We start from the raw sequence: 24,847 nt of genomic DNA, 5'->3' as shown, positions 1-24,847 counted from the left end.
CTCCTTTAATTTCCATCGCCGATGGTGGTACCACCATCTACGATAATGTTCTGACCGCTGATGAACGCGCCGCCTGGCGCGGCAAGTAAAAGTGCCAAAGCGGCCACTTCCTCCGGGCGCCCAACACGACGCAATGGGGTGAGCGCTATGCGGCGCTGCATCACTTCAGGGTTATCCGTTAGTGGGCGCGCGAATTCGGTTTGAATCACGCCGGGGCTGATAGCATTGATGCGGATGTTCTTGGGGCCCCACTCCACAGCGAGATTACGGGCTAGTTGTGCCAGGCCTGCCTTCGATATCCCGTAAAGCCCCAGTGCCTTGTTGCCGCGCACCCCGGCAATGCTCGACATTAGAATGACGCTGCCACCTCCATGCTCGGCCATAGCGGGAAGCAAGTGGTTGGTAAGCCAGACGGTACTTCGCAGATTGACGGTCAGAGTCAGATCCCAATCAGCATCGCTGGCAGTCGCGATCGAGCCCAAGTGGGGAGCTACGCCTGCATTGCAGACCAAAACGTCGATGCGCCCCAACAGCTCCAGAGTCCGCTTTGCCAGTTCAATTACATCTGGCTGGTGCAGCAAATCAGCTGCCACGGCATAAGCTTCGATACCTGCGTCAAACAATGTGGCCGCTATGTCCGTGGACTCGTGAATGTCTTCGCTGCTGACAACCAACTTGGCGCCTGCACGTCCTAGCTCCCAAGCGATCGCCAGCCCGATTCCTCGCGTTGCGCCAGTGATGAGTGCTGTTTTTCCGGCGAGAGAGAACAGTTCGCTCATGCAGCACCTATTACAAAACGGCCAAAAACTGGTTTCAGTTCAGCGTTCAATTCAGGCAAGATGCACATAAAATTGGCCATCTATACGTCCTCGTTCCTGTAGTTATGTTGTGTTTACGCCCAAGGGACAGAGGCGTGCGACTTGTAACTGGTGCAGTCGTGATTTACTTCTTCCAGTTTGGATGGCTCAGAGTCCGCTACTTCTTGTGCTTCGCCCGCACGCTGTGGAAGTAGGAAGTAAGCCAGTGCTGGCAGTAGCACCAGAGCGCCGACCATGTTCCAAACGAACATAAAGGCAAGTAGTACGCCCATGTCTGCCTGGAACTTGATCGGAGAGAAGATCCAGGTGCCCACGCCGATAGCGAGTGTCACGCCGGTCAGCATGACTACCTTGCCGGTGAACAGAAGCGCTTGGTAATAGGCCCTGGACAGGCTTTCGCCTTGGCGAAGCTGGGCCAGCACGATGCTCATGACGTACAACGCATAGTCGACGCCGATACCTACACCGAGGGCGATGACTGGCAGGGTGGCGACCTTGACGCCCATGCCCAACGCGACCATCAACGCCTCACAAAGAATAGAGGTGAGCATTAGGGGCAGTACCGCACAGAGCACTGCTCTCCAGGATCGGAAAGTCACTAGGCAAAGTAGAATGACTGCTCCGTACACCCACCACAGCATGTCGTGATTCGCTTGTTTCACGACGATATTGGTGGCCGCTTCAATGCCTGCGCTGCCAGCGGCCAGAAGGAACGTGGCGTCTTGGGAGGTATTGCTCTTGGCAAAGCTTTCAACATTCTCGACTACGTTGGTGAGCGTGTCAGCCTTGTGGTCTTTGAGGTAGGCATAGAGTGTCAACAGGCTGCAGTCATCGTTGTACAGACCGCGTGGAGCACCCGCGGTGACCATGTTCAAGGTCGCCTGATTGTTCACTAGCTCGTACCACTTGGGGCTACCCTCGGAGAGACCAACCAGCACACGGCGATTCAACAAGGCCAAAGAGTTTGTCGAATCGACACCCTCTAGTCCGCGAAGCTGCCAGTCCAGGTCGTCAACTCGCTTTAGTGTGCTGTATGACGAGCACTCACCAGCAGCAGTCTTCACCATCACAGCGAATACGTCGCTGCTTGCACCGTAGTGCTGTGTTATGAACCCATTGTCACGGTTGTAGCGAGAGTCGGGGCGAAGCTCTGGAGCGCCTGCATCAAGATCGCCAACCTTCAGCTTCAGGCTTACCGCGTAGCCGCCGCAGGCCATGAGCGCCGCTACGATCACGCATACTGTTGCCCAACGCTTGCTGGTGAAAAGGTCAAGAAAGCGCCATGCAACATGCTTCTCCGCGCCACTCGCCTCGGCTTCCTCGCCGCGAAGGCTGCGTCGAGCCGCTTTCGGGCTAACGCCGATGTAGGAGAGCAGTACCGGGAGCAGAATTAAGTTTGTGAAGATGAGGACGGCTACTCCAAGACTGGCGATTACTGCCAGATCCTGGATGACCTGGATCTTGATGATCATCAGAACCGCGAACCCCACCGCGTCGCACAGCAAGGCGGTCAGCCCGGCCAGGAACAGTCGGCGGAATGTAAACCGTGCAGCCACCAGGCGGTGCATCCCGCGCCCCATGTCTTGCATGATGCCGTTCATTTTCTGCGCGCCATGGCTCATGCCAATTGCAAACACCAGGAACGGCACTAGAACCGAGTACGGATCGAGCTCGTACCCGAGCAACGGCAGCAAACCCAACTGCCAGATCACTGCGACCAAAGAGCAGGTCACCACCAGGAAGGTGCTTCGTACGCAACGGGTGTACCAATAGAGTACTGCCGCGGTGATCAGGATTGCTGCAGCGAAGAAAATCAGAATCTGCTTGAGGCCATCAATCAGGTCACCGACGACTTTCGCAAAACCGGTGATGTGGATCTCAACACCTTGCGCTTGGTACTTGCTACGCAGCTTTTCAATCTCATGAGCGAAGACTGTGTAGTCCAGCGGCTGACCATCGGGAGTTCGCTCCAGCAGCGGCACGTACACAATGCTAGAGCGTTGGTCGAAGGCTACCAGTTGTCCAATTTCGTTGGAGCGCTCAACGTTACGCTTAAGGGATTCCAGGCTTGCACTGCCGCCGTCGTACCCATCTGGTATCACCGGGCCGCCTTCCAGCCCCTCTTCGGTAACACCCGTCCAGCGAGTAGAAGGAGTCCACAGCGACTTCATCGTTGCACGGTCAACCCCCGGAAGCAGATATACCTCATCGCTGAGTTGCTGGAGTGTGTGCAAATATTTTTTGTCGTAGATGCTTCCCTCTGGATTCACTACGGCAATGCGCACAGCATTCCCAAGACCGGCTAGTTCTTGGCGATGCTCTAGGTAATTGACGATGTAAGGATGCTCACGCGGGATCATCTTCTCGAAGCTGGCATTGAGCGTCACATGTGTCGCCTGCCATGCCAGCAGAAGGGTCGCGGCCAAGCATAGCAGCATAACCAAGGCACGATGGTTAAACAGCGCGCGCTCCAGTACGGAGCCAGAGGCGCTGTCGAAATCGTCGAGACTGCCTGTAGACGGAGTGGGGGAGGTCTGTACGTGCATGGCTCAGTCCGCGATCTTGGTGAGGGAGGATGGCGCTAGGCGCCGCGCGCCGACCACACCAACGGCGACTAGGGCACCATCGGTTGTGTTAGTAACGGCGGTCAAAGGAAGTCCTTCGGATACGGCGATTGGCTGGAAGCGCAGGTCTGTAAGTCCGCTTCTCAGGAGCATGCCGGCCTGGTTGACCAGCAGCAGGTTTTGACCCACGATGCGAATTGCATTGAGGGAGGCAGGAATGGGGTTGTCGACGGGCTGGAAGCTGATGCCGCCATCAGTGGAGGAGAACAGCTTGCCTCGCAGACCGCCGACCAGGATCCGCGTGTTTGGAAGTATTACAGCGGCAAAATAGCTGCCTTCGTAGGGCCCTTTAAGGGCTTCGAAATTGAGGCCGCTATCGATAGAGCGCAGCAGTAAACCTTGCTCCCCGGCAATGATGATCTCATCGCCGTTGCGAGCCATCGCATAGAGATGCAAGCCTCGTGGATTTGGAAGATTGCTCATCCAGGACTGCCAGGTTTTGCCTCCATCCCTGGTGATCAGAGCAAGGCCATATGCCCCAAGGACAACGCCATGCGTTGCATCAACGAAGTTCACCACCAGCAGAGGTTTGTCGGCACCGTCGGCTGACAATCTTTGCGCTGCAGCGATCCGCTTTGAATCCCCAGAGTTTTCGGCTGCTTGCAGCTCAATGGCAGCCACTTGCTTTCCGTCTAGCTGCAGTTGCCAACTTTCACCGCCATCGCTGCTATACAGCACGACACCGGAGTGCCCTACTGCCCAGCCATTCTTGGCGTCGACGAATTGCACGCTGGTCAACGTGGTGCTGACGGGACTGGCAGATTGTCGCCAATGCTGGCCGTCATCATCTGACAGCAGCACAACACCGCGCTCTCCGACTGCAACCAGCCGCGAACCGGCTTGATTGACGTCCAGAAGTACCGCATGCAGTGCTTGAGACCCGAGCACGGCCTTCTGGGAAAGGACATCTACCGTATCTGCTGCCCAGACTGGCAGCAAGGTGCAGCTTGCTGCCATTAGCAAGCCTGAGATTATCTTTTTCATTGCACACAACCTTTTTTGTTCTTATTTGAAGCAGGCGGGGCTTACGCCCCGCCAAGATCATCGAACGCCTTCGCCAGCCATCGCGTCGGCGGTAAATACCGACTCCTTAAAGGGTGGCACGATGCGGTACTGCTCGTTCTTCCCAGCAAAAACGTCACCGACGAACCATGCACCGGAGAGCAGGTCGTAAAACCCGGTAGTGACTGATGCAGTGCCTGGGAGGTCGGGCAGAGCAACTGGCGAAGTCCACAACACTTTTGCGAGCTGCCCCCTGGCGTCGTAGCGATCACCCAGAACGGCAGTCCAGGTGTCCTCGTCAAGGTAATAGGTACTCTTTGGCATAACGTGCCGTGCTCCGTTCTTCAGGGTGGCTTCAACTACCCAAACACGGTGCAGTTCCCAACGCACGGCGTCGGATTTCATGTGATGCTCATCGAAGAGTGCTTCGGGACTGGAGGCGGTGAATACCCGGTTCGAGTTGTACGGGATGTACATCTCTTTCTTGCCGACCAGCTTCCAGTCGAAGCGGTCAATTCGGCCGTTAAACACATTCACCTCGTCGAAACTCATCACCCCAGCGGTCGCAGGAGTAGGGGTGTCGCAGCAGGCGTTAGGAAGACGGCGCACTCGGCGCTGACCAGGCAAGTAAGTCCAGGCAGCGGTATTATCGGCGTTGATATTCTCTAGACCTGTGATTGCCTCTCCGGCGCGCAGTGGGGGGCCGTCGTTTGTCATCCGGATTGCCCAGAACACGCCCTTGCCACTGCTGAAACCGGGAAGGTACCAAGGCATTTGCAGATCTGCCCGGGAGTCGTTAGTCAGTACATGTTTCCCATCTGCAGTGGTGAGGTACTGAGTGAAGTTGGCGTGCCACGAAGCTCCGCGCCAACGCAGGAGGTGGTTCCAGATTGCTTCCGCACCATTCTGGGGGATAGGGAACGGAATACCGCCGGCAGCACTTTCAGGCATGGGGCCGGCCGGGCCGTCCACCAGTTTGCTACCGGTGGCATTAGCGAAGGTTGTATCGTAGATGGACTGCGGGGCAGCGGCACTGCGATGAGTTGGGTACACCTCGACTTTGTAGCTGCCCGGGTACTTTTTCAGCATGGCTTGGGTGCCGGCCGACAACTTATCGGCGTACTGAGCCATGTTCTGGGCAGTAATGGTGAGCAGAGCCTGGTCGGTCGCGAACGGATCGTTGCGCTTGCCGCCTTCCTTGTATGAGGGATCGGCCTGGGTGAGGCCACCTTTCCACTCCGGAATACTACCGTCGGCGTTTCCTGCGCGTTGTGCGCCAAACGGAGTCAACGTCGACTTCAATTTGGCCGCTTCATCGGCGGAGACTGTAGCCATTGCCCCGTGAGCAAAAAACAGCGAGGCACTCAAGGTAGTGAGCAGGGATACAAATTTCTTATTGTTTTTCATCGAATAATCCTCGGTCAGAAGGTGCGGCCGACAGTGAAGGCAAGGAAGTCGCGGTCTTTGAGCGACTGTTCGAACGTGAAGTGGTTGGCGGCATCCAGGAGGGTATTTTCCGGGCCGTAGTAGTGCGTGTACGTCAGGCCCAGATTCCAGGTGTTCAGATAGTTGCCTTTGAGCCCGATATTGAGGTCACCGCCGTGATCAGCGCCGAAGCCGGTACCCAGTGCCTCGGAGGCGCCGTTTGTGTAGCTGGCTCCGATAGGCACAGACAAATCCAGACCCGGTAGGAACTGGCGATACATAGGTTCATAAACAAGTCGCAGACTGGTCGCGTCGCGGTCTGCATTCGGGTCAATGGCGTCTTTGTTTTTGCTGACGCTCATGACTCTGTTCCACGCAATCTCACCGAGGAAGTTGGCTTCCGGGACGATAAAGTTCGGCTCGAGGCTGGACAGCCAGGAGATGTTCGCGTGCAGAGTCTTCCCCGTCGCATACAGGGGGGCTTCGTCGTTGTTGATCGACTCGCCCGGTGCAAGAGCGTGCTGGTTGGTGGATGCCAGAGGCTGGTTCCAGCGAGTGGAGAGCTCGCCAGCAATGTTGTAGTTGCTGAGTGTGGTGGAGAAGCTCGCGCCCAGGGCCTCAATACCTTCCGGATAGACCCAGTAGTACTCGCCGGCTTTGCCCGACTGAGGGTTCAGATTAGCGAAGTCCGGACGCACGTTTAGCTGTGGGTTCTTATCATGGAAACGGATGGCGTATACGCCCCAGTCCACCGTCTCGGTACGCCAACGAAGTTGGACGCCGCCTTGCCCCGAGTCCTTCGCATCTTTGTCCTTGCCGTGATAGAAAGCCAGCGGTTGGGCACCCGGAAACAGCGGAGCGCCTATGAACATGCGCTCGTTACCTTCACCGAAGGTATCGCTGGTGGAAAAGTAGCTGCCTTCGGCTGGTAGGCGGTTAGCCTCCCATTCGAACTGGTAATAGGCGCCGATGGATACATCCGGAGTCAATTGGAGCTGGCCTGAGATCTGCTGGACTGGACGGATCAGCTCCTTGAACTGGGTATTGGGTACCGACAAGGCTTTGACTACATCGATTGGCGCCATGCCGCCGGCGATACCATTCATGCCGTAGAAAAGACTTTCCCCCCACTGCATTGCGTACTGACCCACCCGACCCGAGGCTTGCATGTCGCCGACATCGGTCTTGCCAAAAAGGAAGGCATCCAGGAGCTCACCCTTACGGCCATGCAGGGTGCGGGTGTTATGGGTGAACTCGTCATAGGCTACTGAGTAGCTATTGGCGCGGGTCGGATCGTTATTGTCGGTGCCGCGGTTGTAGACGTCGTCGTACCATGCGGCTCCGCTCAAACGAGCTCCCACGTTTTTGTACGTGATGTCCATTTCAGAGAGCAGATCCAGACGATTGGAGATAAGACCCTTGTCGAAGTTACGGTCACCGTCATCTTGGTTGAGCGCTGTTTGGCCTTCGATTAGTTTGTCGCTCTGATCTTTTGTACGCCATGCCGCGCTGTATTTCAGGGTGTTATCCCACCGTGCTCGAAGGTCGGGGTTTCCCGTATCGAATTCGAATGCGTGGGCATCAGGTAGTCCTGCGGTGATCGCTAGCATAGAAATAGCGAATGCGAGAGGTTTGAGTGGCGGCAACGGCCGGGTGAATGCGCGCTTGCGAGACAGCATTTAAGTCACCTCATTCTTGTTTTTTTTAGGTCAGTGTTGGTTTGCGAACGGGTGCGCCACAGGCTTGGTGCACCGCCGCGATATCAGACAGGGTGTGCTGTGACCTCCAGCATTTGCTTGACTAGTGCTATGCGGTCGAAGTCGCGGTCTTGTTGCATTTCTTTTTCGCCAGCGAACAGAGACTTCTCACTAATGAACTTGCATCGCTCGAATCGACGATCCATGAAGCGCTGCAGTTGTTCAGCCAAGGTGCCACCAGAGATAAGCTCTTCGCTCAGAACAACGGCGTCCTCAATCGCCATGCCAGCACCTTGGCCGAGGTGTGGAGTAGTGGCGTGAGCGGCATCTCCGATAAGCAGGACGCGTCCGTGGTACCAACACTCATCGACGAACACTGCCTCAAGCGGCTTGTAGACAACCTGTGAGTTATCAGTGATCTGCTCACGCAATTTGCCGATCAGGCCACCAAAGCTGGAGAGGCGCTTGCGAAGCTCCTCCGCCAGGGTTCCTTCATCCATCCAGGGATTGCCCGGCTCGTGAGAAGTGGTGAAGAGATACATCAAGTCATCAGCCAGAGGGACGAGGCCCGCATTACCGGAAGGGCCTTGGTAGTTGGCGAGATGATCGATTTCAGGTGCGCGTGGAAAGTTGTAACGCCATACGGATTGGCCGGTGAAGCGAGGTTGGTACTTGTCGCCGAACATCAGGTTACGAACCTTGGAGAACAGGCCGTCAGCGCCTACAACCAGAGAGTAGCGAGCTCGGCTTCCATCGTTGAGCAGCACATCGATACCATCTTCGTTCTGCTCAAAACTCTCGATTGAGGTACCTAGGCGAACGTCGGTGCCGAGTTGGATAGCTGTTTCGCTAAGTACCTTATGCAGGGCTCTGCGGGAGATGCCAACGTTGGCTGGATACTCTGGGCCGGCAAGACGCTGGCCAGGAATCCGAACTAGAGGTAGGCCGTCGGTGTTGTAGATACCAACGTCTTCGAATGCGTAAGCTGCATCAAGATAGGCATCGAGCAGGCCCAGCTTCGCCATTTCGCGGACTACGTTGCTTTGCTGGATGATGCCAACGCCGTAGACAGTCCATTCGGTCTTAATCTCGACCAGGTCGACCTCAATCCCTTTACGGCACAATGCGATGGCGGCACACAAACCACCAATACCACCACCGACGATCAGCACTTTTGCAATATTCATGAAGTTACTCACGTGTTGTTCTTGTTCTCCGCATACTTGATAGATGCGGTCGTTGTTCGTGCGAGAGGTTGAGTTTCTCGAGCGCAGTAGGATTTGACTAATCGAGTCCTCAGATGTGACCTATCGCGCCGCGCGATACCTCAATGGGTTGGTCGAATTGGTCTATGCAGAGAAGAAGCAAACCTTCCTCGCACCGGAACTTAAAAGCCGTTAACGATTGCCCTAGACATGGGCCAAATACGCACTCACCGCTGTCCGGCATAAACTGCGCGCCATGCGCATAGCAGATGACGCGCTGCCCGTCGGCTGACAGGAATCGATCCTTTCTGTATTCCAGGCGCACATCGAGGTGAGGACAGCTATTGCGATAGACCCGCACCTCTCCTCGATGTAGTAGGGCAAACACGGTGTCGCCGCCTGACCTGAAGGGATCAAAGCCGAGCGCGTGGCCTTCTTTGAGTTGATCGAGAGGGCAGAGCGCTACGCTACGATCCACCATTTAGCCCTGCTTTGGCGGCGGGCCACCCGGAGCCCACTTCTCGCGAGAGGTAAATAGGAACAACTGCGAGTTGTCTGCGGACATAGGAGCTTCGCGAGCAGCCCAGGCGTCATCGTGCTTGTCCATGTCGGCGTCGTATTCGATGTGGCAGCCCAGAGGGCTGTTGAAATACCAGAACCAATTGGAGCCGAAGAGGTGGCGACCGGGGCCCCAGAAGCTCGTCCAACCCTTCTGCTGAAAACGGGTACCCGCGAGAAGGACCTCTGTGCCGCTGCCCATATGAAAGGTGAAGTGCTCGCAGCCCTGCATGTGAGCAGGGGTCTGAATCATGAACAGGCAGTGATGGTCATCCATGCCTTTTGGTCGCATGAAGGGGCCGACACCAATGAAGCTGTCGGTGGTGACGAAGCCCAGTCGATCGCGATAGAAGGCTTCACCTTTTGCTACGTCGGGGACGAAATACACGACGTGCGAAAGCGTGCGAGGTAAAGCATCCATCTCGGGGGTGATGCCCAATTGGTTGATAGGGCGTTGTGGCGTGCTGCCCGGGGCGTTGGTTAGGTCTGCTGGAGCATTGAAGCGGCGACGCCAAGAGACCTGGAAGGCAATAGCAAAACCAAGGTCATCTACTGTATGCAGGGTGCCATTCGCATCGCGACGTACCTCGCGATCCCGGCTCAACTCATCCTCGATTGCGGCGAGATCGGTAGAGCTTGTAACCCCATAGATAGTCTCGCGCAGTGAGGGCGCGGGGCCCATTGCCGGAGGTAGCTCTGGATCTTCTGGACGACGGATGATAATGGCCGATCCGTCTAGGGACTCAAAGTGACCTCTTTCGGCATCCAGGTGTACTGCGGTCAGTCCGTAATCACGAAGGCAATCAGCGCAGGCTTGCAGGTCATCGACGCCAAATACCAAGGCATCAAGGCCAAGAATGTTCATGGTTACCACTCCATTGAAATTATGATCCGGCAGCGGTGCCGGTGGTGGTGTCACTGCGGTAGGCGTGCCGCACGACTGGAGTGGAGGGTGCTGTCAGAGGCAGTTGCTGACTAATCGCAACTTGAGATGCCAGCTATCCGAAAACTCGATACATGGCTGGAGAACCAACTAGGAGAGGACTATTAGACGACGGGTGGAGGCTAGCTTGACGTATCGAGAATATCGGACGAAGGTATCTCAAAAATAACTACAATAGCGGAGATGCATCGCAATGCGATTTCATCACTTAGATCTGAATCTTTTGGTAGCTCTAGACGTGCTCCTGGAAGAGCAGAACATCACTCATGCTGCTGAGCGTCTTCACATGACCCAATCCGCTGCGAGCGGTGTACTCGGAAGGCTCCGAAAGTACTTTGAAGACGATCTGCTGGTGCAGGTAGGTCGGTCAATGCAACCCACGCCCTATGCGCTTGAATTAGCAAAACCTGTACGAGACGTGCTGCTGACGATTCGTTCTTCTATCACAGCGAAACCCGTTTTTGATCCAGCATCCAGCAAGCGGCATTTCCGCTTCGTCACGTCGGACTACCTAATCAGCGTTCTCTTTGCGCAAGTGATTCAGCGCATACACCAGGAAGCTCCGGGGATCACCTTTGAGATGTATCCTCCTGGGGAGCAGGCCGTGGAAATGACCCTTCGGGGGGGAAATCGACCTGATGATCGTGCCGGAGCGCTATCTCATTGAGGGGCACCCATCCCAATTGCTATTCGAGGAAGAGCACGTTTGCGTTGTTTGGAGTGGTAACAATGCAGTCGGCGAGGTACTGACGCTGGAGCAGTACATGGAAATGGGACATATCTCCGTCGGATTTGGTCGGTCTCGACAACTAAGTATTGAAGACTGGTTTATGAGTCAATACGCCTTCAAACGCCGACTTGAAGTCATTACCAATGATTTCAACACGCTTCCACAGCTGCTCGTCGGCACTCATCGAGTCGCTACCATGCACCGTAGGCTGGCCGAGTTGTACTCTCGATACCTACCGCTTCGTATCCTTCCACCCCCGGTGAAGATCCCAGTTATGAGAGAGTTCATGCAATGGCACCGCAGCATGGATGGTGATCCCATGCACCGTTGGCTGAGAGAAACAGTCCACGATTTTATTCAAACGCTAGACCAGGCCGACAGGTAAATCGGAGAAACCGTTGTGCTCAACTGAATCACCAACTGTTACGGTTTATTTGCGCCGATGATCCGAAAGGATTGTGCGGTGTCCAGTTTCGACAACATGAGCGCATTGGTAGCTCTTGTACGTTGTATCGCGTTTCGTGATACCTCGCATCCTTACTCGCGATTGGCCAAAAGTAATCGCGCTGAATAACGTCCTGTTCTGATCGTGCCCGGTGTGCCTGAAGTTTCCGGGCTCGTCTTCCGACTGCAAAAGGACAATAAGAAAATGTTCCGCTACTTCCCCACTAATTATGTTTGGAACCTGTCGGTGGATCTCGCCATCGAAATGGGTGCTCGCATAGGCGAGATCGAAGAGATGTGCGCGTCTCTACAAGAGGCCGCGAAACAACCCGACGCGACCGGCACCGCAGCCTTCCGCGAGACGTGGTCAAAGATGGCTGACAAACTCTGCGGTCTTGCTGAGGAAGACGAGGTTGCTGGCCGGCTGCTATCTGCGGGCGAAAAGTACAACCGTGCTGCCACCTATTTCCTCACCTGCGAGCGCCTGCAAGCCCATGGTGCGCCTGGTCGTAAAGAGCTGTACCAGCGTTTTCTGGAAACTTTCGCCCGTGGCATTGCCCTATCCAAAGAGAACTGCGAACGCGTCGAAATCCCCTATGAGGGAAAGATCATCTCCGGCCTCTATGTGCGTGCGGAAGGGGTCGAGGGCCCGACTCCGCTGCTGGTTCAGGTCAACGGCCTGGACTCGACTAAAGAAATGAAATACCGCGTCGGCTTGCCGGCTTGGTTGGCCAAGCGCGGTGTATCCTCGCTTATCATCGACCAGCCAGGTACTGGCGAGGCGCTGCGTCTGCATGGTCTCACCGCTCGCTATGATAGCGAGCACTGGGCCAGTCGAGTCGTCGACTGGTTGGAAACTCGATCCGAAGTTGACCCGAAGCGTATCGGTCTGGAAGGCGTGTCCTTGGGTGGTTACTACTGCCCGCGCGCTGTTGCTTTTGAACCACGTTTCGCCTGTGGCGTTGTATGGGGTGCCAACCACGACTGGCGTGATGTGCAGAAACGCCGGCTCGAGAAGGAAGGGAGCTTGCCGGTACCTCATTACTGGACACATGTCTGCTGGGTTTGGGGGGCGAAGGACATCGATGACTTCATGCAAATTTCGGAGAACGTGCATTTGGACGGCATTCTCGATCGCATCAAGGTACCTTTCCTTGTAACTCACGGAGAAAAGGATTCCCAGATCCCGCTCAAGTGGGCTCACCGCACGTTTGAGCAATTGGTAAATAGCCCCAAACGCGCGCTGAAGGTCTTCACCGAGCGAGAGGGTGGTGTGCAGCACTCAAGCTTCGACAACAGCATCAACGCTGGCCAGTACATTGCGGACTGGGTAGCCGAAACCCTGGGTGGGCGTACCGTGTGAAAACAGGCTCTGCCTGCGTCAAGCGCAGGCAGAGCCGACGGTTCACCATATTTTAATGGTGTAATCGACGTTTGTTCGCGTTTCATTGTCACTTCGGAAGGTTGAGGCAGCCCCCTGCTCATTTCGGTAGAAGGCCTCTCTTACGCGAAACGCCAAATCCTTCGCTGGGCCGGACTGAATAACGTACGCCAACTCCAAGTCTTTCGAAGACTCCGTAAGGCTGCTGCCCCCCCCCAATGCAGGCAGATTGATGTTGTCGCCATGCGGATAGCGAATCATGCCTGTTAGGCCCGGAAATCCTGCCGTGGCAAAGTCATAGTCATAGTCATAGTCATACCAAGCATCCCACGTACGCTCTTTGGGGTTTACGAGGTCTGCACTCATCGTGCCGTCGCTCAAAACTACAGAGGGATATCACCGCCCACTGGAACGCCCCATGTCTTTCTTTTCCAGTTGAATACTGATCGACCGGCTCATCGTTTGGCTCTCATCCACGACGCCGTAAATCCTGATGCCGGTGTCTCTTTCCAATTCAGGCAAAGTCGAGGCAAACTTCATGGCTCCTACAGCGCTGGATTCATACCTGTTAGGCAACAAAGTCGCCGTCAAGACAGGTATCAAAATCAGTATTTCGGTCCAGTGGCGCGTAAAGGCATTGCCGAAGTGGTTGAACAGGCGGGAGCCCGGCCCGGCAGCAAATTGCTCTACTTCGAACAAACCCAGGCCAGCGCCCGCGTCGCCAAACTGCTGAAGATTCAGGAGGGGGATGCGTTGCTGACCATCAGGCGTTTGCGCACCGTGGACCAAAAGCCGTTCTGCATCGAGACCAGCTACATTCCTGCCGCCCGCGTGCCGGAGCTGGTGGCGGGGGATCTGATCGAGGGGGCCTCGTTGTATGCGTTGTTGTTAGCGCGGTATCAGATTGAAATAAAGCGACGAGGGGACGTTAAGCATTGCCACTATGAATGACCAAGAGGCGCGGCTGCTGGAAGTCGAACCCGGGACGGCGGCGCTGGTGTATCGGGGGGTGATATTCGACACCCAAGGCCAGCCGGTGGAGTATCTGGTTTCGGTCAACCACCCGCAGCGCGTGGTGTTCAAATTGGCAGACAGTCGGGTCAATAGCTTTCATTCCAGTCATTAGTGCGGTTCGAAGGCTTTTATACTGCGCAGGCTTTTGACGAATGTGTATCCAACAACCACGGAACTCTTTTGAAACGCGATCTTCGACTGGCCACTTTGCTGACTGCTCTAGTGTGTGCATCCGTGGTGCTACTGACTGCGTGGCAGATATGGACGGCTCGGCAGAGCACCTTGAGTGATATCGAAACCGATACCTTGAACCTGACCAACGCCCTCAACACGTATACCGAGGGCACCTTCAAGCAAAGTGAGCTGGTACTGCTTGGCCTGACCGAAAGGATCGAAAAAGACGGGGTCGGCCCGCAGCAGCTCGAACGCCTGAGATTGCTCGTAGCGCAGGAGATGGATGCGCTCACGCAATTGAACAGCGTGGTGCTGTATGACGCCCTGGGTAACTGGACGTTCTCGAGCAATACGCCGGCCTTAGCTCAGAGCAACAACGCCGATCGTGAGTTCTTCAAGCATCACCGTGACAATCGGGATCGCGGTGTCTTCATTGGTCCGGCGATTCTCAGTCGCGCCACCGGCGCCTGGGTGATTTCGGTCAGTCGACGCATCGATCATCCGGATGGAGGTTTTGCCGGTGTGATCGCCGTCACCATCAGCCTCGAACACTTTCTTAAACTGTATCGAACCATTCACGTGGGTCAGTTCGGTGCGATCAGCCTGACCTCGTCCGAAGGGCGTCTTTTGGTTCGGTTTCCTTTTAATGTGCAGGACATCGATCGTGACCTTTCGCGGGCACCCATATTCTCCGAGCATTTGCGTAATACATCGTCAGGGACCGTGACCTTTGCTTCAAAAGTCGATGGTGTGCACCGTATCTATGCGTTCAAGAGAAGCGATCAATATCCCTTGGTGACGACTGTAGCCTTGGGCCAGACCGAGGCAATGCAAGCGTGGTGGACCCAAACAAAACAGTTCGCCGCGGTGGTGGTGTTGCTGTTGGGGCTGTTGGTCGCACTGGGCCGCAGGTTGATTTCTCATATAAGTCGTCGTATTCGGGTCGAGAAACAAATGCGCACTGCACAGGCTGCGTTGATCGAACTTAACCAGTCGCTGGAGATTCTCGCCAGCGAGGACAAGCTCACCGGTCTGGCCAATCGTCGGCATTTCGATCAGTTTCTGGATGTCGAATTCAAGCGTGCCAAGCGACTTGGAAGTCCTTTGTCGCTGATCTTGATTGACGTAGATTTTTTTAAACGTTACAACGATCACTATGGGCATCTCGCCGGAGACGAATGCCTGCGCATTATTAGTCAGTCCATTTCACTCTGTGTGCGTCGTCCAGGTGACATGACGGCGCGCTATGGCGGTGAAGAAATCGCTGTAGTGATGCCTGACACGGACGAGTCAGGAGCGCGGTCGGTTGCCGAATCGATTTTGCGTGGTATCGCCGACGAGCGACTTCAGCACCTTTCCAGCCCTTTCGGTTTCGTGACTGTCAGCCTGGGGCAGGCAACGTATACCCTTCACGATAGTGACCATGATGAGAAGGCCTTGATCAGTCGGGCTGACCTTGCCCTCTACCTGGCAAAGTCTCAGGGTCGAAATCGAGTGAGCGCTGCACCTACAAAGGGGGAGAAAGAACTTGATGCCGTGCACAGGAGTAGTTGAGCACTACAGTAGTGAAGGGATTAATATGTCGTTTTCAACACAATTTGTACCATTCAGCTACACGAAAAATTGATCAGATCAATGATTGCACTGTCATAAGCGGCAAGTATTGTTTGTTGCTGAAAAAGAGAGTGCTGTAATGAAGCTGAATCGTGTAGCAAAAGTAGCGGTAGTGGTCGCTCTGTTGTCGTCATTGTCGGGCTGTTGGTTATTCATGCCTCCAGGTGGTGGTGGTGGTGGTGGTGGTGGTGGTGGTGGTCAGCATGGCGGGCCTGGCGGCGGTGGTGGTCAAGGCGGGGGCGGTCAACGATAAGCGCTGGGGTCTCTCTGTCTGCGTTCGAATAATCTGGACTTCACAAAAACGCCACTCTATGCAGACTGTGTGAAAACCTGGCAATCTGCTGGCCGGTTAAAGAAAATGCCCGTATCGCAAGATACGGGCATTTTTCTTATGCGCTATATCCAAGGTGAAAACCGCTCCCAGCCAGCACTGTTTCCAGTGTCGCTGGACGAACTTATTCCTGATGACCATCTGGTTCGCGTCATCGAAGCCTATGTTTCGCTTCTGGACTTTGAGCCACTGGGTTTCGACAAAGCCAGACCCAAGGCTACCGGACGCCCTTCGTACGATCCTGCTCTCAAGCCGCAAACAGATGACCCCGAAAAAACTCAAGCACCAGGAAGCGGTGCTCGATCAGCGAATTGCGCGCTATCTGGCGCAGCTCGATGAAGCGGATCGTAATGAGGGAGGAGGGTCGATCAATCGCTCGGCCGTGCAAACGGCTCTTCGGGAGTTGCAGATAAAAAAGGCCAATAACCAGACCTGCCAAGGGCTGATGGAAGCTCAAGGTCTGGTTCAACACATTGTGGGCGAGTCCGATGCGCAAAAAATGCGGACGCCTTCTGGCACGTTCGTGGCGTACAACATCCAAAGCGCTGTGGATGCTGAGCATTGTCTGATTCTGCACCATGAGGTAACTCAGGATGGCGCCGATCGGCAGCAGCTTGAGCCGATGGCAAAAGCTGCTAAAGCTGAACTGAATCAATCGCAATTAAGCGTCACGGCCGATGCCGGCTACTCCAATGGCGAACAGTTTCAAGCCTGTGAAGATGCCGGCATCACGGCGTTCGTACCGCCTAATCGCTCGGTCAACAATCAAGGTGACGGTACTGAGTTTTTTGATCGCACGGATTTCAAATACGAGGAACAACGCGACGCTTATCAATGCCCTGGCGGTAAATTGCTAACACTTAAACAGATGAACAAGGGCAATCATCATGTCGATTGTCTTGATCGTCATTGTGCTGAATATGTTGCCCCCCCCCGAAACCGACAAAGTGCCCGGTGGCAAGGCCGCCATCGTGGCTAGCTTGGCTGAGCTGGGGCCAATGACGGGCTCGCAGAAACGCTTGGCAGCCGTTTCTGGCCTGCTTCTTTTGGGTTGGGCGACTGAAGGCAAGTTGCATGCCGGGTACTGCGCTGTTGACCACCCAGGCCGGGCAGTGGCTGGGCATCCAAGGCTAGACAAGATTGGCACATTGGGGATGTTTGCTGTCCTCAGTGCCTTCCTGATTCTGATCCATTTAGGCTTTGCCAGCGCCACCGCGCTGACCTCTGCGTTGCTTCCGATCCTGACGGCCGTCCTGCGAACCCTGCCTGGGGATTTCAGTCGGTTGGGCATGAGCCTCAAGAGGAGCGATTGAAGCGTTTCACATCCACCCCAGCCACGCCCAGTACGTACTGGCAAACACCAACAGCAATCCATAACCGATCAGCGTAATCACCACGCCAACCCGGGCGAATTGTTTTGGATTGAAGGTATCCGTGCCCAGGCACACCATATTCTGCGGCGCATTGATGGGCAGTATGAAGCCGAAGCTGACGACGAATCCAAGGAGCATGGTCATCTGCTCATGGTTGCGTTCGCTGGGTCAAAACGTCTGCCCCATGGAAAATTGGAACACTTGCGTGTTGGCGTCATCGGGCGTTCGAACCGGAAAGGCCAGGTTGGCGCTCAAGGGGCCTAGCGGGCTATACCAGGTGACGCCAACACCCACAGAACTGGCCATCTGGTTGAGGTCAATACCGTCGCAAGCCTGGGTGGTGCTCAGGTAACACTTGTTTGAGTAGACGCTGCCGACGTCCCAGAACACCGAGGTACGCAGGGATTTGTTGTCCTTGATGAACGGCGTCGGGAACAAATATTCCATGCCACCGGTGATGAGGATGTTGCCGCCCAGGGCGTCGGTGTCCCGATCGGAATAATACGTCTGCCCGGCACTGGCATACGTGCCGGTGGCCGGGGTGTTGCGCGGGCCGAGGGTGCCGCTTTCAAAGCCGCGCACCGAACCCTCGCCACCGGCGGTGTAGTTTTCATAGAACGGCAGGCCGTCGGTTGAGCCGTAACTGTTGCCATAGCCGAGTTTGGTATGGAACCTCAGCGAGGTGGATTCGCTGACCGGCAGGAAGGTCTGCCCGGTGTAATCGATCTTGTAGAAGCTCAGGTCACTGCCGGGCACCGTCACCATCAGGTTCAGGTTTTGTGAATGCCCGCGGGTGGCCAGCACGCCGCGGTTCAGGGTCGATTCCGACCAGCCGAGGTTGGCCTTGAAGTTGGTGAACTCCTTGCCCTCTCGTTCAATAAAGTCGTAGATCTCATCGGCGCTGTAGGTGCCTGGTTCGATACTGTCATGTTGCGCGGTCAGGCCAAAACTCAACCGTGAAGTTTCATTGATCGGGTAGCCGAACGTGGAGCCGGCGCCATAGCTGTTGATGGCGTAGTACGAAACGCCGTCATCGTAGTAGTCGGTGTAATCGGTCGTGCTGTAGAACACGTTGTAGCCCAGGCTCACTCCGTCCGGTGTGAAGTAGGGGTTGGTGAACCCAAAGTTGTACTTGCTTTGGTATTCCGAGCGGGTAAGACCCACGCTGGCGTAGTTGCCGGTCCCCAGGAAGTTGTTCTGGGTGATCGAACCCCCGAGGATCAAACCGGCGCTTTGTGAGAAGCCGACGCTGGCGGTGATGGAGCCGGACGCCTGTTCTTCAACGCTGTAGTTCACGTCAACCTGGTCATCGAGACTCGCCACCGCCGGTGTTTCGACGTTGACTTCCTTGAAGAAACCCAGGCGTTCAAGACGAGTCTTGGACTGGTCGATCAGGTAAGTCGACGCCCAGCCACCTTCCATCTGACGCATCTCGCGTCGCAGCACCTTGTCGTCGGTCTTGGTGTTACCGCGAAAGTTGATGCGGTTCACGTAGGCGCGCTTGCCCGGATCGACCGCGAAAGTGATATCGACTGTGTGGTCTTCATCGTGAGCCTGAGGCACCCCGTTGACGTTGGCGAAGGTGTAACCCCCGTTGCCCAGGCGACGGGTGATCAGGTCGGACGTGGTGGTCATCAGCTTGCGAGAGAACACCTGGCCTTTCTGGACCAGCAGCAGGGACTTGATCTGGTCTTCAGGGACTTTCAGGTCGCCGCTGAGCTTGATGTCACGAACCGTGTACTTATGGCCTTCGCTGATGTTGACGGAGATGAACACGTGTTTCTTGTCCGGTGAGATCGACACCTGGGTCGACGTGATGTCCATGTTGATGTAACCGCGATCCAGGTAATAGGAGCGCAGACGTTCCAGGTCTCCGGACAGTTTTTCACGGGCGTACTTGTCGTCGTTCTTGAAGAACGACAGCCAGTTGCTGGTCTTGAGGGTGAATTGATCGATCAATTGTTCTTCGGCGAAGACGGTATTACCTACCACGTTGATGTGCTGGATCGCCGCGACCGTGCCTTCATCTATGTTGATTTTCAGGCCCACGCGGTTGCGCGGTTGTGAAATCACCTCGGCGTCGACCGATGCCGAGTAGCGTCCCTGCGCAACGTATTGGCGCTGCAGTTCGTTGCGCACACCTTCTAGGGTGGCGCGCTGGAAGATCTCGCCTTCGGCCAGACCTGACTGCTTAAGGCCCTTCATCAGGTCTTCCGTGGAGATCGCCTTGTTGCCCTCGATCTCGATACTGGCAACCGATGGACGCTCGACGACGGTGATGATCAGGACATCACCGTCGCGGCCCAGCTGGATATCCTGAAAGAAACCGGTTTTGAACAGCGCGCGGGTGGACTCCACCAGGCGTTGATCATCCGCCTCATCACCGACGTTCAATGGCAATGCGCCGAACACGCTGCCAGCGGAAACCCGTTGCAGACCGTTGATGCGAATATCGGAGATTTTGAAGCCTTGGGCGTGCGCAAGTGTGGCATTTAACAGGAGGGCAACCGAGCAGAGCAGACGCGAAAAATTCATCAAGATCTTTTTCCAGAACACATCGACAAGCAGCGTAGGCGGGCGCGGATATCTCAAAACAGGACGAGGTACCGCTGAGCGGGCAGGCTGGTGGAGGTGAAGCATAAAAGCTCGGTGCGTTTGGTGCGGTTAACCAAGTGTCAAGTTAGGTAAAGGTTGGCGTAAGGCAATGACGCTGTGCGATGCACGGGCGATAATTGGCCGATCCCCACTCAAGAGCTCCCCATGATCTCCGTATTGCTAGTCGACGATGACCAGGAACTGACTGGAATGCTCAGCCAATACCTGGAGCGTGAAGGCTTCGAGGCGACTGCGGTGCATACGGGGGAGGAGGGTGAAGTTCATGCGCTTTCCGGTCGCTACAGCATTGTGGTGCTTGACGTGATGCTGCCGCGGCTGTCGGGTATTGAAGTGCTCAGGCGCATTCGCGCCGTCAGCCAGGTGCCGGTGGTGTTGCTCACGGCCCGTGGCGATAACATCGACAAGATCACCGGCCTGGAACTGGGCGCCGATGACTATGTGCCCAAGCCCAGTTCGCCGGGTGAACTGGTGGCGCGTTTACGGGCGATCATGCGCAGGGTGCAGCCGGTGGGTCAGCCCACTACGGAAGTGATCAGGACGGGCCCGCTGGTGTTGTGGCCCGGCAAGCGACAGGCCCTCTGGCAGGGGCGTGAGTTGGGGGTGACCAGTACCGAGTTCAGCTTGCTCGAAGAGCTGGCCCGCTGTGCCGGGCAGGTGGTGAGCAAACAAGATCTGTCCCTCAATGCCTTGGGCTGTCCCTTGACCCGCTACGACCGGCGTATCGATGTGCACATCAGTAGCATTCGTCAGAAGCTGGGGCCGCGCCCCGACGCCAAGGCCTGGATTCAGAGCGTGCGTGGCCTCGGTTACCTGTTGATCGCCGAATGATGAAACCCAGTCGACTATTCTGGAAGCTGTTCCTGGCATTTTGGCTCGCCACCAGCCTGACGTTTTTGGTCGGGTTGGGCATTCTGGTGCTGGGCAGTTTTGGGCCGGGAGATCCTCATCTGGAGGCGGTCCTGGCCAGCGAAGAGCAGCTGCTGCGACAGTTCGGTGTCGAATCGGGCCGGCAGTTGCTGGCAGTGTGGGAGCACCCTGACGACCAGGCCATTGGCGTGTATGACAGTGCCGGTCAGTTGCTGGCGGGATCGCCAGTTCCGCATCCGGCCTATGAGCGTTCGGTCATCAGCAAGGACGGTGTCGTGCTGTCGCTCAAATCGTCACAGTCCCCTGGCAAAGAAGGTGAAAGAGGAGGGCCCGGACGTTCGATTCCGCTGATTATCGGCACGGTGATGAGTGCACTGTTCAGCGGCTATATGGCGTATTACCTGGCGTGGCCGTTGGCCTATCTCAGGCGAGCGATGAGCGACGTGGCCAAGGGGCGTTTCGAAACCCGGGTCAAGCCGATGATGGGTAGGCGCCGTGATGAAATCGTCGATCTGGCCGAGGACTGCGACCGAATGGCCAACCAGCTGAAACTGCTGGTGGAGGCCCAGCAACACCTGTTGCACGACATCTCTCACGAACTGCGTTCGCCGTTGACGCGCATGCAAGCGGCCATCGGGCTGTTACAGCAAGAACCGGCTCGCCAGGAAATGGTGGAGCGCATCGAGCGCGAATCGGTGCGCATGGACACGCTGATCGAGGCGTTGTTGACCCTGGCGCGCATGCAGGGCCGGCCCGAGAGTATCGAACGCGATCCGCTCGATATCATTGAGTTGCTGACGGTGATTGTCGAGGACGCTCAATTCGAGGCGGGAATGAAAGGTTGCCGGGTCAGCCTGCGGGCGTGTCCGGCCTTTGCCAGTCGTGTTAGTGGCGAGTTGCTGTATCGGTGTTTCGAGAACGTCATTCGCAACGCGGTGCGCCATACCAAGCCGATGACGACTGTTGTTGTGTCGGCTGAGGTCAATCCCGACGCAAGCTGCCTGAGGGTGTGGATCACCGATCAGGGGCCGGGTGTTGAAAACGAGCGGCTGCAGAGCATTTTCCACCCGTTCGAGCGCGGCCTGAACGAGGCTAGTGCCGGTTTCGGCCTGGGCCTGGCGATTGCCTCAAGGGCCGTGGAAATGCACGGCGGCACGATTGTGGCACGCAACGAGCCGTCCGGTGGGCTGACCGTGGAAATCAGCTTGCCCCATCAGGCGTGATCTTTACACGATATTACATTGGCTTGACGGCCCTGTACGCCTCGCCTCAGTAGACTTCCCCGCTCAAACTTACTCAGCGTTTGCTGATGTTTTGCTGAAGTCATTGAGTCGAGGTGATCATGTTTCTGGTTCATAAAAAGGGATTCGTTTCCGGCAAGAAAATGGTCGACGGGCTGGTGCCTTATGACTTCTTTTGCGAAGACAATCCGGCCATCAACCTGTTTGTGTTTACCGGCTCTGCGACCCAGGGCAAAGCGGTCGAGGAACAGACGCTCTGGGGCTTTACTCGTCTGGAGCGTTTCGAGGCGTTGACAGGGACCCTGGTGTCAAACAAAAAGAATGAAGGCTGGTTTCAAACGGTCAATGTGCTCACCGGTCCTGCCCAGAACGGTACCCAGAGCGTGAAGTTTCAGCGGGTGCTGAAAATCATCAAGCATGCCTGTGCATCGGGCCGTGTCGCCAGCAAGGTCGACTACGAGATCCAGACGGATGAAGGCGACACCTACTTCACCCGCCAACCGGCTGCGTCCAACAGTGCACAAACCATCATCTATGCGGCGGATTAATACCGCGCTAATGGCCGCGAGGGTGTTTACTGATAATTCATCGCACAATACAATGATAATCATTGTTATTAACTCATCGAGTGCGAAGTCTTGAGCCATCCCCCGTCCTTTGCCCGCCGCAAGGTCTTTCTGAAACACGCGTTGCCCACCCTGTCCTGCGTCCTATTGACCACTCCTCTATGGGCACAGGAACCTGTCGTGCTGCCGGCCACTGATATTCAGGCAAGCCGCATCAGCCAGGACGCGAGCTACACCTCGTCCCAAGCCAGCACAGCGAGTAAAAGTGATGTGCCGATCAAGGAAGAGGCGCAATCGATCAATGTGGTGACCCAACAAACCCTGGACGACTATCAGGTGCGCTCGCTGGACGACGCCATGAAATTCGTCAGCGGTGTCAGCCAGGGCAATACCTTGGGCAACTCGCGGGATTCGCTGGTCAAGCGCGGTTTCGGCACCAACGACGACGGCTCGATCCTGCGCGATGGCGTGCGTTCCAATCTGGGGCATAACTTCAACGCCACGACGGATCGTATCGAAGTCCTCAAAGGGCCTGCATCGCTGCTGTACGGCGCGCTGGAACCCGGTGGATTGATCAACGTGATCAGCAAGAAGCCCGAATACACCCAGAGCACAACCCTGAGCGGCTCGGCCTACAGCGAAGGCGGCGGGACGATGGCCTTGGACACCACCGGTCCGTTGGGGGACACGGGCCTGGCTTATCGCCTGATCGCTGAACGTGGCCATGAGGATTACTGGCGCAACTACGGTGTGAACGAGAGCACGCTGGTCGCGCCGTCGCTGAGCTGGACCGGCGACCGCGCCAGCCTGACCCTGAGCTACGAATACAACGAGTACTCCAGTCCCTTTGACCGTGGCACCGTATTCACCAACGGCCATCCGGCTGACATCGACTACGACAAACGTCTCGACGAACGCTGGGCGAAAAGTGTCGGTACCCGTGAAGTGGCTACCGCGCGTTTCGAGTATCAGCTGAGTGACGAGTGGAAAACCCGCGTTACCTATGGCTGGAACAACGACCGCTACAGCCTCTCGATTGCCCAGCCGAGCTCGTTGACCGGCAACAATCTGCGACGTGCGGCCAATGGCGCCCATTACGACGATGAGACCCGCTACGCCAGCTGGGACTTCATCGGCCAGCAGGACCTGTTCGGCCAGCGCCATGACCTGCTGGTCGGCGCGGACACCGAAGCGTCCGACCAATTCCGCGGCAAAACCTACCGTAATACCGCGCAATCGGGCTTCGACATCACGTCGCCGGTTTATGGTCGTCTGGCCGAGCCCAGTCTCGTCAGCGCCACCCAAAGCGACCTGAGCAACCAGCTGACCTCCAGCTCCGTGTACTTCAAGGACAACTGGCACCTCGACGACCGCTGGATCCTGGTTCTAGGTGGTCGCCAACAACATTACGATCAGTACAGCGATCAGGGCCGCGGCAGCAGCTACACCGTCAACCGCGACGATAACGGTGATGCCTTCGTGCCGTTCCTCGGCCTCGTCTACAAAGCCACTGACGCCCTGTCGCTGTACGGTAACTACAGCCGTTCGTTCAAGCCCAATACCGATGTCGACGATGCCGGCCACACGTTCGATCCGGAGGAGGGCCGCAGCTACGAGGTCGGCGCGAAGTACGATCCGCTGCCAGGGTTGAACATCAACATTGCGCTGTTCGACATCGTCAAGAAGAACGTCGTCACCACCTCGACGGTCGATGGTGTCAGCCTCTCGGAGGCGGCGGGCAAGGTCGGTTCCCAGGGCCTGGAGCTGGACGTCACCGGGCGTTTGGCCGAGCGCTGGGATCTGATCGGCACCTACGCCTATACCCATACGGAAATCCTCGACGATCCGGATGACGAAGGTCACCGCCTCGCCGATGCGCCGAAGCACACCGCGAGCCTGTACCTGACGCATCACCTGAACATCCCGACGGAATTCGGGGCCTGGCATGCAGGCGCCGGTGCACGTTACGTCGGCGAGCGCGCCGCCAACAACGCCAACGATTTCTGGCTGAGCAGCTACACCGTGGCCGATGCCTTCGTACGTTGGGAGTCGCCGATGTTCGGGTACAAGACCACGCTGCAGTTCAACGTCGATAACCTGTTTGACAAACAGTACTACCCGTCCTCCACCGGCAGCCAACTGGCGGTCAATGTCGGCGAGCCGCGCACGGCACGCCTGAGCGCCAGTGTGACATTCTGATCACACCGCTTTGACGAACTGCCCC

The 24,847-nt window shown here is 56.4% G+C and carries 18 protein-coding genes and 4 pseudogenes; 11 read left to right on the top strand and 11 right to left on the bottom strand.

Going from position 1 to position 24,847, the window contains the following annotated elements:
- Window positions 1-5: 5 nt before the first annotated feature.
- From ACYZUD_RS10055 to ACYZUD_RS10020, 8 genes are all read right to left on the bottom strand, one after another.
- A complete protein-coding gene (locus ACYZUD_RS10055) occupies window positions 6-779 on the bottom strand; it encodes an SDR family NAD(P)-dependent oxidoreductase (RefSeq protein ID WP_462023856.1) in 774 nt (257 codons plus the stop codon).
- A gap of 113 nt (window positions 780-892) precedes the next feature.
- Complete coding sequence (locus tag ACYZUD_RS10050) at window positions 893-3,364, bottom strand: efflux RND transporter permease subunit (RefSeq protein ID WP_462023855.1); 2,472 nt, start codon at window positions 3,362-3,364, stop codon at window positions 893-895.
- A 3-nt stretch (window positions 3,365-3,367) separates the two neighbouring features.
- On the bottom strand, window positions 3,368-4,426 hold the full coding sequence (locus ACYZUD_RS10045) for a WD40/YVTN/BNR-like repeat-containing protein (protein WP_462023854.1): 1,059 nt from the start codon (window positions 4,424-4,426) through the stop codon (window positions 3,368-3,370).
- Window positions 4,427-4,483: 57 nt separating this feature from the next.
- A complete protein-coding gene (locus tag ACYZUD_RS10040) occupies window positions 4,484-5,851 on the bottom strand; it encodes a DUF1329 domain-containing protein (protein ID WP_462023853.1) in 1,368 nt (455 codons plus the stop codon).
- A gap of 14 nt (window positions 5,852-5,865) precedes the next feature.
- On the bottom strand, window positions 5,866-7,548 hold the full coding sequence (locus ACYZUD_RS10035; RefSeq protein ID WP_462023852.1) for a DUF1302 domain-containing protein: 1,683 nt from the start codon (window positions 7,546-7,548) through the stop codon (window positions 5,866-5,868).
- A gap of 83 nt (window positions 7,549-7,631) precedes the next feature.
- The gene (locus ACYZUD_RS10030) at window positions 7,632-8,753 is read right to left on the bottom strand and encodes an FAD-dependent oxidoreductase (RefSeq protein ID WP_462025017.1); all 1,122 of its coding nucleotides are present in this window, start codon (window positions 8,751-8,753) and stop codon (window positions 7,632-7,634) included.
- Window positions 8,754-8,862: 109 nt separating this feature from the next.
- The gene (locus ACYZUD_RS10025) at window positions 8,863-9,252 is read right to left on the bottom strand and encodes a Rieske (2Fe-2S) protein (RefSeq protein WP_462023851.1); all 390 of its coding nucleotides are present in this window, start codon (window positions 9,250-9,252) and stop codon (window positions 8,863-8,865) included.
- Complete coding sequence (locus ACYZUD_RS10020; protein WP_454866887.1) at window positions 9,253-10,194, bottom strand: VOC family protein; 942 nt, start codon at window positions 10,192-10,194, stop codon at window positions 9,253-9,255. It lies immediately after the preceding gene.
- A gap of 271 nt (window positions 10,195-10,465) precedes the next feature.
- Here ACYZUD_RS10020 and ACYZUD_RS10015 point away from each other — a divergent pair.
- Both ACYZUD_RS10015 and ACYZUD_RS10010 read left to right on the top strand, forming a co-directional pair.
- A pseudogene (locus ACYZUD_RS10015) lies at window positions 10,466-11,387 on the top strand (LysR family transcriptional regulator).
- Between the two features lie 264 nt (window positions 11,388-11,651).
- On the top strand, window positions 11,652-12,809 hold the full coding sequence (locus tag ACYZUD_RS10010) for an alpha/beta hydrolase family protein (RefSeq protein ID WP_454866889.1): 1,158 nt from the start codon (window positions 11,652-11,654) through the stop codon (window positions 12,807-12,809).
- 42 nt (window positions 12,810-12,851) lie between these two features.
- On the opposite strand, the gene ACYZUD_RS10005 is transcribed toward ACYZUD_RS10010, so the two are convergent.
- Window positions 12,852-13,193: an OprD family outer membrane porin gene (locus ACYZUD_RS10005; protein ID WP_462023850.1), complete on the bottom strand. Its 342-nt coding sequence runs from the start codon at window positions 13,191-13,193 to the stop codon at window positions 12,852-12,854.
- Window positions 13,194-13,289: 96 nt separating this feature from the next.
- On the opposite strand from ACYZUD_RS10005, the gene ACYZUD_RS10000 reads away from it, so the two are divergent.
- The 5 genes and pseudogenes from ACYZUD_RS10000 to ACYZUD_RS09980 all read left to right on the top strand — a co-directional run.
- Window positions 13,290-13,778: a GntR family transcriptional regulator gene (locus ACYZUD_RS10000; RefSeq protein ID WP_462023849.1), complete on the top strand. Its 489-nt coding sequence runs from the start codon at window positions 13,290-13,292 to the stop codon at window positions 13,776-13,778.
- Window positions 13,771-13,953 carry a UTRA domain-containing protein gene (locus ACYZUD_RS09995; RefSeq protein WP_462023848.1) on the top strand — a complete coding sequence of 61 codons (183 nt, stop codon included), beginning with the start codon at window positions 13,771-13,773 and terminating at the stop codon, window positions 13,951-13,953. The genes ACYZUD_RS10000 and ACYZUD_RS09995 overlap by 8 nt, the downstream gene beginning before the upstream one ends.
- Window positions 13,954-14,021: 68 nt before the next feature.
- The gene (locus ACYZUD_RS09990) at window positions 14,022-15,569 is read left to right on the top strand and encodes a sensor domain-containing diguanylate cyclase (RefSeq protein ID WP_462023847.1); all 1,548 of its coding nucleotides are present in this window, start codon (window positions 14,022-14,024) and stop codon (window positions 15,567-15,569) included.
- A gap of 451 nt (window positions 15,570-16,020) precedes the next feature.
- Window positions 16,021-16,858, top strand: a pseudogene (locus tag ACYZUD_RS09985) (transposase); the annotation flags it as partial.
- Window positions 16,839-17,258: pseudogene (locus ACYZUD_RS09980) on the top strand (anion permease); the annotation flags it as partial. The pseudogenes ACYZUD_RS09985 and ACYZUD_RS09980, both read left to right, overlap by 20 nt.
- Window positions 17,259-17,279: 21 nt before the next feature.
- Here ACYZUD_RS09980 and ACYZUD_RS09975 read toward each other — a convergent pair.
- Window positions 17,280-17,480, bottom strand: a pseudogene (locus tag ACYZUD_RS09975) (anion permease); the annotation flags it as partial.
- Window positions 17,481-17,501: 21 nt separating this feature from the next.
- Window positions 17,502-19,868 (bottom strand): outer membrane protein assembly factor BamA, encoded by a 2,367-nt coding sequence (gene bamA, locus ACYZUD_RS09970; protein ID WP_462023846.1) that lies wholly within the window; start codon window positions 19,866-19,868, stop codon window positions 17,502-17,504.
- Window positions 19,869-20,093: 225 nt separating this feature from the next.
- Between bamA and ACYZUD_RS09965 the strand changes: the two genes are divergently transcribed.
- The 4 genes from ACYZUD_RS09965 to ACYZUD_RS09950 all read left to right on the top strand — a co-directional run bounded on the left by ACYZUD_RS09965 (window position 20,094) and on the right by ACYZUD_RS09950 (window position 24,822).
- Window positions 20,094-20,777 carry a response regulator gene (locus ACYZUD_RS09965; RefSeq protein ID WP_462023845.1) on the top strand — a complete coding sequence of 228 codons (684 nt, stop codon included), beginning with the start codon at window positions 20,094-20,096 and terminating at the stop codon, window positions 20,775-20,777.
- Window positions 20,774-22,039: a HAMP domain-containing sensor histidine kinase gene (locus ACYZUD_RS09960; RefSeq protein ID WP_462023844.1), complete on the top strand. Its 1,266-nt coding sequence runs from the start codon at window positions 20,774-20,776 to the stop codon at window positions 22,037-22,039. Before ACYZUD_RS09965 ends, ACYZUD_RS09960 begins: the two co-directional genes overlap by 4 nt.
- A gap of 119 nt (window positions 22,040-22,158) precedes the next feature.
- Entirely contained in the window at window positions 22,159-22,605 is a 447-nt protein-coding gene (locus ACYZUD_RS09955; RefSeq protein ID WP_462023843.1) for a hypothetical protein, read from the top strand.
- A 90-nt stretch (window positions 22,606-22,695) separates the two neighbouring features.
- Window positions 22,696-24,822: a TonB-dependent siderophore receptor gene (locus ACYZUD_RS09950; RefSeq protein ID WP_462023842.1), complete on the top strand. Its 2,127-nt coding sequence runs from the start codon at window positions 22,696-22,698 to the stop codon at window positions 24,820-24,822.
- Window positions 24,823-24,847 lie beyond the last annotated feature (25 nt).

This window comes from Pseudomonas sp. XS1P51, from assembly GCF_054897845.1.
Note: the sequence above shows the minus strand (reverse complement) of the source record. Positions and strands in the feature narration are given on the sequence as shown.